Below are 14,444 nucleotides of genomic sequence, written 5' to 3' on the forward strand. Positions count from 1 at the left end.
GTCCTGAACGGATCACGTCGGCAGGGTGAACGGCGGATTCGGGCGACATCCGGTCCGGATCAGTCCGGATCGGGGCGGACCCGGCCTGATCCAACCGGATCGGGCCGGATCCAACCCGGTCACGCCGACAGGGGCCGTTGCACCTTGATCGATTGGAGCAGTCCGATGGCCACCCAGACCGCGAACATCGAGGACCCTCCGTAGGAGACGAACGGCAGCGGGAGCCCGGCCACGGGCATGATCCCGAGGGTCATGCCGATGTTCTCGAAGGACTGGAAGGCGAACCAGGCGATGATCCCGGCGCACACGATCGTCCCGTACAGCTCGGTGGTCTCGCGGGCGATCATGCAGGCCCGCCAGAGGATGATCCCGAGGAGCACGAGGATCAGCCCGGCCCCGACGAAGCCCAGCTCCTCCCCCGCGACGGTGAAGACGAAGTCGGTCTGCTGCTCGGGGACGAACTGGCCGGTGGTCTGCGAGCCCTTGAAGAGGCCCGATCCCATCAGCCCGCCGGAGCCGATCGCGATGCGCGCCTGGTTGGTGTTGTAGCCGACGCCGGCGGGGTCGAGCTCGGGGTTGGCGAAGGCCGCGAAGCGGTTGATCTGGTACTCGTCGAGGACGCCGAGCTGCCAGATGAGGATGGCCCCGGCCGCGCCGGCGCCGATCAGGCCGAGCACCCAGCGGTTGGAGGCGCCGGAGGCGAGCAGGACGCCGAGCACGATGACGACCATGACCATCACGGAGCCGAGGTCGGGCATCAGCATGACGATGCCCATCGGGGCGGCGGCCAGGCAGAGCGCCTTGACGACGGTGCGGTGGTCGGGATGGACGAGGTCGCCCGCGTCCACCCGGGCGGCGAGCAGTACCGCCATGACCAGGATGATCGTGATCTTCACGAACTCGGAGGGCTGGAGGGAGAATCCGCCGCCGATGACGATCCACGCGTGGGCGCCGTTGATGGTGGCGCCGAGCGGGGTGAGCACGGCGAGGATCAGCACGAGCGAGATCCCGTACAGGATCGGCACGGCGCCGCGCAGGGTGCGGTGGCCGAGCCAGATCGTGCCGATCATCAGCACGAGGCCGATGCCGGTGTTGAGGGCGTGCCGGGCCAGGAAGTAGTACGGGTCGCCCTGGTTCAGGGTGGTCCGGTTGCGGGTCGCCGACCACACCAGCAGGGCGCCGATGAAGGACAGGGCGACGGAGGACAGGAGTATCGGCCAGTCGAGCCGGCGCACGACGGAGTCGCGGGCGGTGAGCTTGGCCAGCGCCCCGCGCTCGGGCGCGTACCGCGAGACGGAGAACTTGTTGGCGGTCTGCATGTCTTTCGGTCCTCAGTCGAGCTTCGCGGGGCGCGGGGCAGGCGGCCCGGCGAGTGCGGGCGGTTCCGGTACCTCCGGGGACGGCGGCACGTACGGCCGGATCTCGGGGGCGTCGATGGAGCCGTCGGGGCGGATCTTGGGCAGTTTGGCCTCGGGCTGGAGCAGCAGGGCCTTCTTCACGTCCTGCTTGCCCTCCATGTCGAGGCCGTAGATGGCGTTGTAGAGGTTGCGGACGGCGGGGCCGGAGGCGCCGGAGCCGGTGCCGCCCTGGGAGATCGTCATGACGATGACGAAGTCCTTGGTGTAGGTCGCCAGCCAGGAGGTGGTCTGCTTGCCGTAGACCTGGGCGGTGCCGGTCTTGGCGTGCATCGGGATCTTGTCCATGGGCCAGCCGGTGAAGCGCCAGGCGGCGGTGCCGCCGGGCTCGACGACCATGCGCAGGCCCTTGTCGAGGTCGGCGATGGTCTTCGCGCCGATCGGCAGCCGGCCGTGGGCCTGGGGCTGGATCATCTCGACGTGCTTGCCGTTGGCGCTGATCACGGCCTTGCCGACGGTGGGGTTGTAGAGGGTGCCGCCGTTGCTGATGGCGGCGTAGGCGGTGGCCATCTGGATGGGGGTGACGAGCACGTCACCCTGGCCGATGGCGAAGTTGATGCTGTCGTAGGCCTTCAGCTGGTTGCCTTCGAGGCAGCTCTCGTAGGCGATCTGCTCGACGTACGTGCCGCCCTTCTTGCCCTGCTTGCACCAGGCGCCCTTGTTGGCCTTCCAGAAGTTCTGCTTCCACTGGCGGTCGGGGATGCGGCCGGTGACCTCGTTCGGCAGGTCGATGTGGGTCTCGGCGCCGAGTCCGAATTCGCGGGCGGTCCGGTAGAACCAGTCGTGGGCGTCCTTCTTGGGCGTGAGGCCGCCGTCCTTCTTCCATTCCTTGTGCCCGAGGGCGTAGAAGACGGTGTTGCAGGAGAACTTCAGGGCCTCGCCGAGGGTGATGGGGCCGTGGCCCTTGGACTCGAAGTTCGCGAAGCTGCGGCCGCCCATGTCGTAGGAGGCGCTGCAGTTGTACTTGCCGTCGAAGTCGTAGCCGGCGCGTACGGCGGCGCTCGCGGAGACCACCTTGAAGATGGAGCCGGCGGGGGCCTGGCCCTGGATGGCCCGGTTGAGGAGCGGGTAGTTGGAGCTCTTGCTGGTGAGGTTGGCGTAGTCCTTGGCGTTGATGCCGCCGACCCAGGCGTTGGGGTCGTAGTCGGGCTGGGAGGCCATGGCGACGACGCGTCCGGTCTTGGCCTCCATGACGACGACGGCGCCCGAGTCGGCCTCGTACGGGCGGTTGGTGATGTTGTCGACCTCGTGGCGGACGGTCTTCATCGCCGCTTGGAGCTCGTATTCGGCGACGGCCTGGACCCGGGCGTCGATGCTGGTGACGAGGGTGGAGCCGGGGACGCCGTTGTCGGACTGGGTCTGGTGCATGACCCGGCCGAGGTTGTCGACCTCGTAGGAGGTGACCATCGCCTTGCCGCGCAACTGCCGGTCGTAGGTGCGTTCGATGCCGGAGCGCCCGACCTGGTCGGAGCGCAGGTGGGGCGAGTCGGTGTCCTTGGCCTTCTGGATCTCGTCGTCGGTGACCGGCGAGAGGTAGCCGAGCACCTGGGAGGTGCGGGCCCCGCCGGGCGCGGGGTAGCGGCGCACGGCGGTGGGTTCGGCGGTGATGCCGGGGAAGTCCTCGGGGCGTTCGCGGATCGTCAGGGCCTGCTGGGTGGTGGCTTCGAGGGTGACGGGGATCGGCTGGTAGGGGGAACCGTTCCAGCAGGGCTTGGGGGTCTTGGAGTCGCAGAGCCGGACCTTGTCCATGACCGCCTTGGGGGTCATGTCGAGGACGTCGGCGAGGCGGGTCATGACGCCCTTGCCCTTGTCCTGCATCTTCATCAGGGCGGTGCGGCTGGCCGAGACGACCAGGCGGGTCTCGTTGTCGGCGAGCGCGACCCCGCGGGCGTCGAGGACCTGTCCGCGCACGGCGGGCCGGACGACCCGCTGCACGTGGTTGCTCTTCGCCTCGTGGTAGTACTCGTCGCCGTTGCGGATCTGGAGGTACCAGAGGCGTCCGCCGAGGGTGATGAACATGGAGAGGACGAGTACCTGGACCATGATGAGCCGGATCTGCACCCGGGAGGTGCGGCCGGTCTCGGGAACGTTCGTCACGCCTGCTCCTCCCTACAGCTTTTTGATGCTCTTCACGCCCTTGGCCGCCTTGACGCCCTTTATGCGGACGGCCTTGTCGGCGCGGAAGCGCGCGGACTTCAGGCGCAGGCCGCCGCGCTGGCTGCCGATGCGCAGGCCGGTGCCGCCGGCCAACCAGCCGGCGGAGACGTCGGCGGCCTTGTTGGCGGGGCCGCCGCCGGCCTCGACGGCCATCGGGTCGCTCTCGGCGCGCCGGGCCAGGGCCATGACGAACGGCACCGTGAAGGGCGCGAGGAGCAGGTCGTAGAGGGTCGCGGTGAACAGCAGCCCGACCAGGCCCACGTGGCGGGCGGCGGTGTCGCCGACGAGCGCGCCGACGCCCGCGTAGAGCAGGGTGGAGCCGATCGCGGCGGCCACGACGGTGAGCATGGGTCCCCAGGCCGAGCGGAACCGCCCGCTGTCGGGGCGGACCAGGCCCACCAGGTAGCCGATGACGCACAGGACGAGCGCGTAGCGCCCGGCGGCGTGGTCGGCGGGCGGGGCGAGGTCGGCGAGGAGGCCGGCGGTGAATCCGATGAGCGCGCCACTGACGTGCCCGTACACGAGTGCGAGGGAGACGACGGTGAGCAGCATCAGGTCGGGGACGGCGCCGGGCAGTTGGAGCCGGCCCAGGACGGAGACCTGGACGACGAGGGCCACCACGACGAGGGTGGCGGAGAGCAGGATCCGGTTGAAGGGCATGGGGGCTGCTCCTACTCGTCGGCCGGCTTGCCGGTGGCGTTCGCCGACGGGGTGACCGTGACGGTGACGGTCGGGGTGGGCTTGGGGGCTTCGGGCTTGGGCGGCAGGACGGCGTCACGCGGGTCCTCGCGCGGCGGCATCACGACGACGCCGACGATGTCCAGGCGCGAGAAGCCGACGAACGGACGCACCCAGACGGTGCGCGTCAGGTCGCCGCGTGCCTCGTCGACCTTGACGACCTCGCCGATCGGCACGCCGGGCACGAAGGGCTTGTTGCCGCGCGAGCCGAAGGTGACGAGCCGGTCGCCGGGGCCGATCTTGGCCTTGCCGTTGAGCATCTGGACGGACAGGGCGCGGTCGCCCTGGCCGGTGGCGAAGCCGAGTTCGCCGGTCTTCTCCAGCCGGGTGCCGACGGTGAAGTCGGGGTCGTTGGCGAGGACGACGGTGGCGGTGTCGGGGCCGACGGTGGTGACGCGGCCGACGAGGCCGTCCCCGTTGAGGACGGTCATGTCGCGCTCGATGCCGTCCTTGCTGCCGGCGTCGATGGTGACGGTCCAGGAGAAGCCCTGGGCCGCCCCTATGGCGATGACCTCGGCGCCCTTGATGCCGTACTGTCCGGCGCCGGCGCGCTTGAGCATCTCGTCGAGTTCGCGGATGCGGCTGCGGGTCTGGTCGTCGCTGCCGAGCTTGGCCTTCAGGGCCGCGTTCTCCCGCTCCAGCGTGGCGATGCGGTTGTGGCGGCTCCCGGAGTCCCTTACGGCCCCTATGGCGTTGGCGACCGGGTCGACGGCCGTCGCCACGCCCTTTTCGACGGGTCCGAAGACCGCCGCGGCGGCCTGTCGGGCACCGTCGACCGGTGACTCCTCGCCTGCCCTGATGTCCACCGTGATCAGTGCGAACGCGATGGCGATCAGAAGCACCAGGAGCAGCCGGCTCTCTCGTGTGTCCCTCACGTGCGGCGGCCGTGCCTTCCTCGTCGGAATTCTCTTTGCCTGTATATCAACGATCCGCCGCACGGGCCCGGTAGCACCCGTACGGCGGATCACTGTGTGTTCCGCATGGTCCCTCCGGCAGGGGAGGGATGTGTTTCCGCGACGGGTCAGCGACGGGGCTGGGCGTCCAGGACCTGCTGGAGGGCCTCGAACTCCTCGACGCACTTGCCGGAGCCGAGCGCCACGGAGTCGAGCGGGTCCTCGGCGATGTGGATCGGCATGCCCGTCTCGCGGCGCAGCCGCTCGTCGAGGCCGCGCAGCAGGGCGCCTCCGCCGGTCAGGACGATGCCCCGGTCCATGATGTCGCCGGAGAGCTCCGGCGGGCACTTGTCCAGGGTCGTCTTGACGGCGTCGACGATGGCGTTGACGGGCTCCTCGATGGCCTTGCGGACCTCGGCGGCCGAGATGACCACGGTCTTGGGCAGGCCGGAGACCAGGTCGCGGCCGCGGATCTCGGTGTGCTCGTCCTTGTCGAGGTCGTACGCCGACCCGATGGTGATCTTGATCTGCTCCGCGGTCCGCTCACCGAGGAGGAGCGAGTACTCCTTCTTGATGTGCTGGATGATCGCGTTGTCGAGCTCGTCGCCGGCCACCCGGATGGACTGTGCCGTGACGATTCCGCCGAGGGAGATGACGGCCACCTCGGTGGTGCCGCCGCCGATGTCCACGACCATGTTGCCGGTGGCCTCGTGGACGGGCAGGCCCGAGCCGATGGCGGCGGCCATGGGCTCTTCGATGATGTGCACCTGGCGGGCGCCGGCCTGCGTGGACGCCTCGATGACGGCGCGCCGCTCGACTCCGGTGATGCCGGAGGGTACGCAGACCACGACGCGCGGACGGGCCAGGTAGCGGCGCTTGTGGATCTTGAGGATGAAGTAGCGGAGCATCCGCTCCGTGATTTCGAAGTCGGCGATCACGCCGTCCTTGAGGGGCCGTACGGCGACGATGTTGCCGGGCGTGCGCCCGATCATCTTCTTCGCCTCGGAGCCGACCGCCAGGATGCCGCCGGTGTTCGTGTTGATGGCGACCACGGACGGCTCGTTCAGGACGATCCCCCGGCCCCTCACGTACACCAGCGTGTTGGCGGTCCCGAGGTCGATCGCCATGTCACGGCCGATGAACGACATGTTGTTCCCCTTGTTCCCCATGAGGAGCGTCTGGCCTTCCAGTTGATAGCGGCTGCTGTCAGGTCGGCGAGGTGGGTGTGTGGGTGGAGGCCCCATCGTAGTGCCGCAAGTACGGAGACCGCGCGACGGGACCCCGGCAATCCCGCCGGGTCGGAAACCCGCCCCCTTAGGTGTGACGACGGGTCTTGCCCAGGCGTTCCCGCTTCCGCCCCGAAATACCGAAGGGCGACCGAAATTACTTCGGTCGCCCCAGGTCGAGAGCGCTATTCGGCTGATGTCTCGTCAGGAGAGGGGACTCAGAGAGCGGGGAAGAACAGCTTCAGCTCGCGCTCGGCGGACTCCTCGGAGTCCGAGGCGTGGATGAGGTTCTCGCGCACGATGCTGCCGAAGTCCCCCCGGATGGATCCGGGCGCCGCGGCGATCGGGTCAGTGGGTCCGGCCAACTGGCGGACACCCTCGATCGCGCGTTCCCCTTCCACCACCAGGACGACGACGGGGCCGCTCGCCATGAAGCCCATCAGGGGCTCGTAGAACGGCTTGCCCTTGTGCTCGCCGTAGTGGGCCTCGAGGGTGTCCTGGTCCAGCGTGCGCAGCTCCAGTGCGGGAATGGTCCAGCCGGCCTTCCGCTCGATGCGGCCGATGATCTCGCCGATCAGGCCGCGACGGACGGCGTCGGGCTTGAGGATGACGAGGGTGCGCTGGGTCATGTTGGGGCTCCTTGCGGCATACGGGTGCGGTGGGACGAATCTACAGGGCCATTCGGCCCCACCCGGCCGAAGCCCGCCCTACCGGCGGCGGCCGGCCGCGGCATGACATCCGGGGCCCACCCGTACGGCGCGGCCCGGACCGCTGCCACCGGCCTCCCGGCCCGGTCCCCCCGAGCCCCGGCGGCGAGGCCGCCCGGACGACGCACCGGACGCGGCCAACCGGCCGAACGGCCCGGCGGGGCGCCACGGCGAACCGGCCGAACGTGCGGAGCGAGCCCGCGCCGCTCCGAGCGAGCCGGGGCCGCGTGCGGGCCGGGCCGGTGCCGGACGTGGGGTCGGGGGTGTGGTTCGCCGGTCAGGCCGTGGGGGATTCTTCCGCCATCGCCGCCCAGCGGGCCTTCGCCGCGTCGACCTTGCGGCCGTAGTGCACCGAGCACCACCACAGCCCGGCGAACACCGCGCCGAGGAAGAACATGGTCGGTACGACGAACCCGCTCACGATCAGGCCGATCTGCAGCGCCCAGCCCAGCTGGACCGCCCCGGGACGCGACAGCATCCCGCACAGCAGCACCGACAGCAGCATCGCGACCCCGCAGACCGTCCAGACCGTGGCCTGGGTCAGGTCCGGGTCCTTCATCGCGACCAGCCCGGCGAAACCGATGACGAAGAACTCGCCGATCAGCGTCGAGGCACAGAGCGTGCGCATTCCTCAGCCCCTCTTCAGCAGCAGGCGGGCCTCGCCCACCGTGATCACGGAACCGGTCACCAGGACCCCGGCCCCTCCGAACTCGGCCTCTTCCTCCGCCAGGGTGATCGCCGCCTCCAGGGCGTCGTCCAGCCTCGGTTCCACCTGCACCCGGTCGCCGCCGAAGACCTCGACCGCGACGGCGGCCAGTTCGTCGGCGTCCATCGAGCGGTGGCTGGAGTTCTGGGTGACCACGACCTCCGCGAAGATCGGCTCGAAGGCTTCCAGGACCCCGCGCACGTCCTTGTCATCGCTCGCGGCCACGACACCGATCAGCCGGCTGAAGCCGAACGATTCGGTGACCGCCTCCGCGGTGGCCACCGCGCCGCCCGGGTTGTGCGCCGCGTCCAGGACCACCGTCGGGCTGCGCCGGACGACCTCCATGCGGCCCGGCGAGGTCACCGAGGCGAAGGCCCGCTGCACGGTCTCCAGGTCCAGGACGCGCGCGCCCTCCTGGCCGACCCCGAAGAAGGCCTCGACGGCGGCCAACGCCACCGCCGCGTTGTGCGCCATGTGCGCGCCGTACAGCGGCAGGAAGATGCCGTCGTACTCGCCGCCCATGCCGCGCAGCGTCAGCTGCTGCCCGCCGACCGCGACCTCGCGGGAGACGACGCCGAACTCCATGCCCTCACGGGCGACGGTCGCGTCGACCTCGACGGCCTTCTTCAGCAGCGCCTGCGCCGCGTCCACCGGCTGCTGCGCCAGGATCACGGTCGCGTCCTGCTTGATGACGCCGCCCTTCTCCAGGGCGATCTCGCCGGGCGTGTTGCCGAGCCGGTCCGTGTGGTCGAGGCTGATCGGAGTGACGACCGCGACCGCGGCGTCGATGACGTTGGTCGCGTCCCAGGTGCCGCCCATGCCGACCTCGATGACGGCGGCGTCGACGGGGGCGTCCGCGAAGGCCGCGTAGGCCATTGCGGTCAGCACCTCGAAGAACGACAGCCGGAAGTCCTCGCTCGCGTCGACCATCTCCACGTACGGCTTGATGTCGTGGTAGGTCTCGACGAACCGCTCGGCGTCGATCGGCGCGCCGTCGAGGCTGATCCGCTCGGTGATCGACTGCACGTGCGGGCTGGTGTAGCGGCCGGTGCGCAGCTCGAAGGCGTTCAGCAGGCACTCGATCATGCGGGCCGTGCTGGTCTTGCCGTTGGTCCCGGTGACGTGGATCGTCGGGTACGCGCGCTGCGGCTCGCCCAGTACGTCCATCAGTGCCGCGATGCGCGTCACCGACGGCTCCAGCTTGGTCTCGCCCCAGCGCGTGGAGAGCTCCTGCTCCACCTCCAGCAGCGCCTTGGCGACCTCCGGGTCGGTGGGCCGGGCGGGCACCGGGTCGCCCTGGGGAGGTCCGGCCTGGGTGCGCAGGGTGCGGCTGCCGGCCTCGATCACCGCCAGGTCGGGGTCGCGGTCGGACTCTTCCGCCACGATCTGGTCGAACTCGTCGAACTTGTCGCGGTCGTGGCTCTCGGGCTGCTGCTCACTCACACGCCCAGTCTACGGACGCCGACCCCCGGGACTTTCGACCCGGGCGCTTCGGGACCTTCGACGGCGGGAGCGGCGTGATCGTCGTGCAAGCCTTGCGGACAGCAGATAGGGGAACAAATGCCGCAGGCCAGCAGCAACACGACAGGATCCAGCCGCGACATAGGGATAGACCTGGGGACCGCGAACACCCTGGTCTACGCGCGGGGGCACGGGATCGTCCTCAATGAGCCGTCCGTGGTCGCCGTGAAGGCGGGCACGACCACGGCCCTGGCCGTCGGGGCGGAGGCCAAGGAGACCATCGGCCGCACCCCCGGCTCCATCACCGCCATCCGCCCCCTGAAGGACGGGGTGATCTGCGACTACGAGGCCGCGGAGGAGATGATCCGGCACTTCGTCCGCAAGGCCGTCCCCGGCCGCCGGCCCCGCACGCGCATGGTGATCTGCGTGCCGTCGGGCGTGACCCAGGTGGAGCGGCGGGCCATCGTCCACGCCTCCACCCGGGCCGGCGCCAGGAGCGTGCACCTGATCGAGGAGCCGATGGCCGCCGCGATCGGCGCCGGGCTGCCGGTGGCCGAACCGCGCGGCTCGATGGTCGTCGACATCGGCGGCGGCACCTCCGAGGTCGCCGTGATCTCGCTCGGCGGGATCGTCACCTCCCGGTCGCTGCGCGTCGGCGGGGACCGGCTCGACGCGGCGATCATGGACTGGGTGCGCAAGGAGCACGCGCTGCTCATCGGCGAGCGCACCGCCGAGGACCTCAAGGTCGCCATCGGCTCCGCCTGGCCCGTGCCGGACCGCCCCGAGCTGGAGACGCTCACCTTCACCGTGCGGGGCCGCGAGAAGGTCGGCGGCATGCCGCGGACCCTCGTCCTCGGCGCCCCGGACGTACGGGCCGCGCTCGACGAACCGGTCGAGGCGATCATCGCCGCCGTCCGCACCACCCTGGAGGAATGCCCGCCCGAGCTCTCCGGCGACGTGATGGAACACGGCATCGTCCTGACCGGCGGCGGCGCCCTCCTGCCCGGCCTGGACCTGCGGATGGCCTCCGCGACCGGCATCCCGGTCTTCGTCGCCGACGACCCGCTGGACTGCGTGGCCCTCGGCTCCGGCCGCTGCGTCGAGGACCTCGACAACCTCGGCGGCCTGCTGACCCCCGCGAAGGCCTGACCGGCCGGTCTACCCGCGCGGGAGCGTCGCGACCACCTCGTACGAGTCCTCCGTGCGCGTCGCCCTCAGGCTGCCGCCCAGGCTGATCACGCGCTCGGACATGCTCGCCGTCCCCGAGCCCGCCGAGACCGGGGCCCGGCCCGGGGTGCCGGCGGGCAGCGCGTTGCTGACGGCGATCCGCAGCCGTGGCCCGTCCGCCGCGATCGACACGTCGACGGTCTCCCCGCGCGCGTGCTTGGCCGCGTTGGTCAGGCACTCCTGCACCACCCGGTAGACCGCCGCCTGCCGCAGCGGCGACAGCCCGTTCACTTCCGGGTCCATGGCGAGGCGTACGGGCGAACCCGCGCGCCCGCTCTCCTCCGCGAGCGCCGCCAGCCCCTCCACCCCCGGGGTCGAGGCCCGTTCACCGCGCTGCACGATGATCTCGTTCAGCACCAGATGGGCCCGGCGCGCGGTGTCCGCGAGCTCCTCGAAGTCCTTGGCGTACGAGGTCTCGCGCGAGCGCATCGACAGCACCTCGGAGCGCACGGTCAGCAGGGTCAGCTCCCGCCCGACGAAGTCGTGGACGTCCCGGGCGACCGAGGTGCGCTCCTGCTGCACGGCCTGGAGCACCGCGGCCTCGGCCCGGCGCGCGGTCAGCTCCGCGACCAGGTCGTGCCGGTAGGCGGCGATGCCGACGGCCGAGGCGAGCACCCCGATGGGCACGACGATGCCGAGGAAGCCGGTGAGCGACTCGTGATCGGTCTCGGGCCAGCCCGGCACGCAACAGAAGAGGAGCAGCGAGAAGGCGAGGTAGCCGAGGGTGGCGAGGACACCGGCCCGGCGCCCTCGGTAGCGGCCCACCGAGTACAGGGCGAACTGGATCAGGGTGAGCTCGTGCAGCCAGCCGATGAAGAGCAGCGCGGCGAGGTACGAGATCCAGGGCATCCGGCGCCGCACCAGCAGGGTGGAGCAGCCCAGCGCGAGGACGACGGCCGCGGAACGGCCGGTCAGGGAGTTGTCGGCGGCCGCCAGGCCCGGCAGGTCGATCGCCGTCAGGCCCAGGCAGCTCAGTGCCGTGAGCACGTCCATCGCACGCGGCGAAGCGGACCAGCCCCGCGTGAGCCGGGCGCCGCGGGCCGTGACCCGGTGGAGCGCCGAGAGGGCGGGCTTCGCGTGCATGCCCTCCATCATCCGTGCCGGCCGGCGCCGGTGATGATCCACGGGGGCGGCACATGGCGTGATTTAGGGCACTTCGGACAGGCCGGAGGTCCCTGCCGGCCCTGGCGGGGTGAACGGGGAAGGGCCCCCGCACCGTGGTGCGGGGGCCCTTCCCTTTTCGTGCCGTACGGAGCGTTACGCGGCCGGCAGCCCGTCCAGCTGGGCCTGGAGCCGGGCGATGTCCGCCTCGGCCTTGGCCAGCCGGCCCTTGATCTTGTCCACGACGTTGTCGGGGGCCTTGGCGATGAACGCCTCGTTCCCCAGCTTCGCCTCGGCCTGCTGCTTCTCCTTCTCGGCGGCCGCGAGGTCCTTGGAGAGGCGCTTGCGCTCGGCGGCCACGTCGATGGTGCCCGACAGGTCGAGCGCGACCGTGGCGCCGGCGACCGGGAGGGTCGCGGTGGCGCTGAAGGAGTCGCCCTCCGGCTGGAGGCGCAGCAGCTGGCGGATGGCGCCCTCGTGCGGGGCCAGCGCCGTGCCCGTCAGGTCCAGGCGGGCCGGGACCTTCTGGCCGTCCTGGAGGCCCTGCTCCTTGCGGAACCGGCGGACCTCGGTGACCACGGCCTGGACCTGCTCGATCTCGGCCTCGGCGGCCTCGTCGCGGAAGCCACTGTCCTTCGGCCAGTCGGCGATGACGAGGGACTCGCCGCCGGTGAGCGTGGTCCACAGCGTCTCGGTGACGAAGGGGACCACCGGGTGCAGCAGGCGCAGCATGGTGTCGAGGACCTCGCCGAGGACCCGGCCGGAGACCTTGGCCTGCTCGCCGCCCGCGAAGAAGGTCGTCTTCGACAGCTCGACGTACCAGGCGAAGACCTCGTCCCACGCGAAGTGGTAGAGGGACTCGCTGAGCTTCGAGAACTGGAAGTCCTCGTAGTACGCGTCGACCTGCGCGACGGTCTTGTTCAGGCGGGACAGGATCCAGCGGTCGGTCGCCGACATCTGCTCGGGGGCCGGGAGCTCGCCCTCGATGGTCGCGCCGTTCATCAGCGCGAAGCGGGTCGCGTTCCAGATCTTGTTGGCGAAGTTGCGGGAGGCCTGGACCCAGTCCTCGCCGATCGGGACGTCGGTGCCGGGGTTGGCGCCCTTGGCCAGGGTGAAGCGGACGGCGTCGGAGCCGTACTTGTCCATCCAGTCCAGCGGGTCGACGACGTTGCCGAAGGACTTCGACATCTTCTTGCCGCGCTCGTCACGGACCAGGCCGGTCAGCGCGATCGTCTTGAACGGGACCTCGCCGTCCATGGCGTACAGGCCGAACATCATCATCCGGGCGACCCAGAAGAAGATGATGTCGTGGCCGGTGACCAGGACGTCGGTGGAGTAGAACTTCGCCAGGTCCGGGGTCTTCTCCGGCCAGCCGAGCGTGGAGAACGGCCACAGGCCGGAGGAGAACCAGGTGTCCAGGACGTCCGTGTCCTGGGTCCAGCCCTCGCCGGTCGGCGCCTCGTCGTCGGGTCCGACGCAGACGACCTCGCCGTTCGGGCCGTACCAGACAGGGATGCGGTGGCCCCACCACAGCTGGCGCGAGATGCACCAGTCGTTGAGGTTGTCGACCCAGTCGAAGTACCGCTTCTCCATCTCCTTGGGGTGGATCGTGACCCGGTCGTCGCGGACCGCGTCACCGGCGGCCTTGGCGAGGGTCTCGACCTTGACCCACCACTGGAGGGACAGGCGCGGCTCGACGGTCGTGCTGCACCGCGAGCAGTGGCCGACGGAGTGCAGGTACGGACGCTTCTCCGCGACGATGCGGCCCTGCTCGCGCAGGGCGCCGACGACGGCGCTGCGCGCCTCGAAGCGGTCCAGGCCGAGGAAGGGGCCGTGGACGGTGATGACACCGTGCTCGTCCATGATCGTCATGTTGGGCAGGTCGTGGCGCTGCCCGATGGCGAAGTCGTTCGGGTCGTGCGCCGGGGTCACCTTGACGCAGCCGGTGCCGAACTCGGGGTCGACGTGGGTGTCCGCGACGACCGGGATCGAGCGGTCGGTGAGCGGAAGCTTGATGAGCTTGCCGACCAGGTGCTTGTAGCGCTCGTCGTCCGGGTGGACGGCGATGGCGGTGTCACCCAGCATCGTCTCGGCGCGGGTGGTGGCGACGACGAGGGTGTCCTCGCCCTCCCCGTACTTGATGGAGACGAGCTCGCCCGCGTCCTCCTGGTACTCCACCTCGATGTCGGAGATGGCCGTCAGACAGCGCGGGCACCAGTTGATGATGCGCTCGGCGCGGTAGATCAGCTCGTCGTCGTAGAGCTTCTTGAAGATCGTCTGGACGGCCTTGGACAGACCCTCGTCCATGGTGAAGCGCTCACGGGACCAGTCGACGCCGTCGCCGAGGCGGCGCATCTGGCCGAGGATCTTGCCGCCGTACTCTTCCTTCCACTGCCAGACCCGCTCGACGAACTCCTCGCGGCCCAGGTCGTGGCGGGACTTGCCCTCCTCGGCGAGCTGCTGCTCGACCTTGTTCTGGGTGGCGATGCCGGCGTGGTCCATGCCGGGCAGCCACAGCGACTCGTAGCCCTGCATGCGCTTGCGGCGGGTCAGGGCGTCCATGAGCGTGTGCTGGAAGGCGTGGCCCAGGTGGAGCGAGCCGGTGACGTTCGGCGGCGGGATGACGATGGTGTACGCGGGCTTCTCGCTCGCGGGGTCGGCCGTGAAGTACCCACGCTCTACCCAGCGCTCGTAGAGCTTCCCCTCTACCTCGGCCGGCGCGTACGTGGTCGGCAGTTCGGAGTCGGGGGCACTGGGTGTCTGCGTGTTCTCGGTCACGGGGCACAGGATACGGGCGGCCCCGCCTCCGTTAC

11 protein-coding genes are annotated in these 14,444 nt (G+C 70.4%); 1 reads left to right on the forward strand and 10 read right to left on the reverse strand.

What is annotated here, in order from left to right; genetic code table 11:
• Nucleotides 1-119: 119 nt before the first annotated feature.
• The 8 genes from rodA to ACFYZL_RS18295 all read right to left on the reverse strand — a co-directional run bounded on the left by rodA (nucleotide 120) and on the right by ACFYZL_RS18295 (nucleotide 9,285).
• Complete coding sequence (gene rodA / locus ACFYZL_RS18260) at nucleotides 120-1,319, reverse strand: rod shape-determining protein RodA (protein WP_384745503.1); 1,200 nt, start codon at nucleotides 1,317-1,319, stop codon at nucleotides 120-122.
• 12 nt (nucleotides 1,320-1,331) lie between these two features.
• Nucleotides 1,332-3,512 (reverse strand): penicillin-binding protein 2, encoded by a 2,181-nt coding sequence (mrdA, locus tag ACFYZL_RS18265; RefSeq protein ID WP_384745505.1) that lies wholly within the window; start codon nucleotides 3,510-3,512, stop codon nucleotides 1,332-1,334.
• A 12-nt stretch (nucleotides 3,513-3,524) separates the two neighbouring features.
• Entirely contained in the window at nucleotides 3,525-4,232 is a 708-nt protein-coding gene (mreD, locus tag ACFYZL_RS18270; RefSeq protein WP_384745507.1) for a rod shape-determining protein MreD, read from the reverse strand.
• A gap of 11 nt (nucleotides 4,233-4,243) precedes the next feature.
• Nucleotides 4,244-5,185, reverse strand: coding sequence for a rod shape-determining protein MreC (gene mreC / locus ACFYZL_RS18275; protein WP_384745509.1), 942 nt, complete (start codon nucleotides 5,183-5,185; stop codon nucleotides 4,244-4,246).
• 146 nt (nucleotides 5,186-5,331) lie between these two features.
• Nucleotides 5,332-6,351: a rod shape-determining protein gene (locus ACFYZL_RS18280; protein ID WP_008738981.1), complete on the reverse strand. Its 1,020-nt coding sequence runs from the start codon at nucleotides 6,349-6,351 to the stop codon at nucleotides 5,332-5,334.
• A gap of 296 nt (nucleotides 6,352-6,647) precedes the next feature.
• The gene (gene ndk / locus ACFYZL_RS18285) at nucleotides 6,648-7,058 is read right to left on the reverse strand and encodes a nucleoside-diphosphate kinase (RefSeq protein ID WP_384588392.1); all 411 of its coding nucleotides are present in this window, start codon (nucleotides 7,056-7,058) and stop codon (nucleotides 6,648-6,650) included.
• Nucleotides 7,059-7,413: 355 nt separating this feature from the next.
• Nucleotides 7,414-7,764 (reverse strand): DUF4233 domain-containing protein, encoded by a 351-nt coding sequence (locus ACFYZL_RS18290; RefSeq protein WP_384745511.1) that lies wholly within the window; start codon nucleotides 7,762-7,764, stop codon nucleotides 7,414-7,416.
• Nucleotides 7,765-7,767: 3 nt separating this feature from the next.
• On the reverse strand, nucleotides 7,768-9,285 hold the full coding sequence (locus ACFYZL_RS18295) for a bifunctional folylpolyglutamate synthase/dihydrofolate synthase (protein ID WP_388679988.1): 1,518 nt from the start codon (nucleotides 9,283-9,285) through the stop codon (nucleotides 7,768-7,770).
• A 117-nt stretch (nucleotides 9,286-9,402) separates the two neighbouring features.
• Here ACFYZL_RS18295 and ACFYZL_RS18300 point away from each other — a divergent pair, with 117 nt between their 5' ends.
• Complete coding sequence (locus tag ACFYZL_RS18300) at nucleotides 9,403-10,452, forward strand: rod shape-determining protein (RefSeq protein ID WP_384745513.1); 1,050 nt, start codon at nucleotides 9,403-9,405, stop codon at nucleotides 10,450-10,452.
• A gap of 9 nt (nucleotides 10,453-10,461) precedes the next feature.
• Here ACFYZL_RS18300 and ACFYZL_RS18305 read toward each other — a convergent pair whose 3' ends face one another.
• Both ACFYZL_RS18305 and ACFYZL_RS18310 read right to left on the reverse strand, forming a co-directional pair.
• A complete protein-coding gene (locus ACFYZL_RS18305; RefSeq protein WP_384745514.1) occupies nucleotides 10,462-11,613 on the reverse strand; it encodes a sensor histidine kinase in 1,152 nt (383 codons plus the stop codon).
• Between the two features lie 174 nt (nucleotides 11,614-11,787).
• Entirely contained in the window at nucleotides 11,788-14,409 is a 2,622-nt protein-coding gene (locus ACFYZL_RS18310) for a valine--tRNA ligase (protein WP_384745516.1), read from the reverse strand.
• Between the last annotated feature and the right edge of the window lie 35 nt (nucleotides 14,410-14,444).

It is taken from the genome of Streptomyces sp. NPDC001717 (assembly GCF_042892775.1).
Lineage (GTDB): Bacteria > Actinomycetota > Actinomycetes > Streptomycetales > Streptomycetaceae > Streptomyces.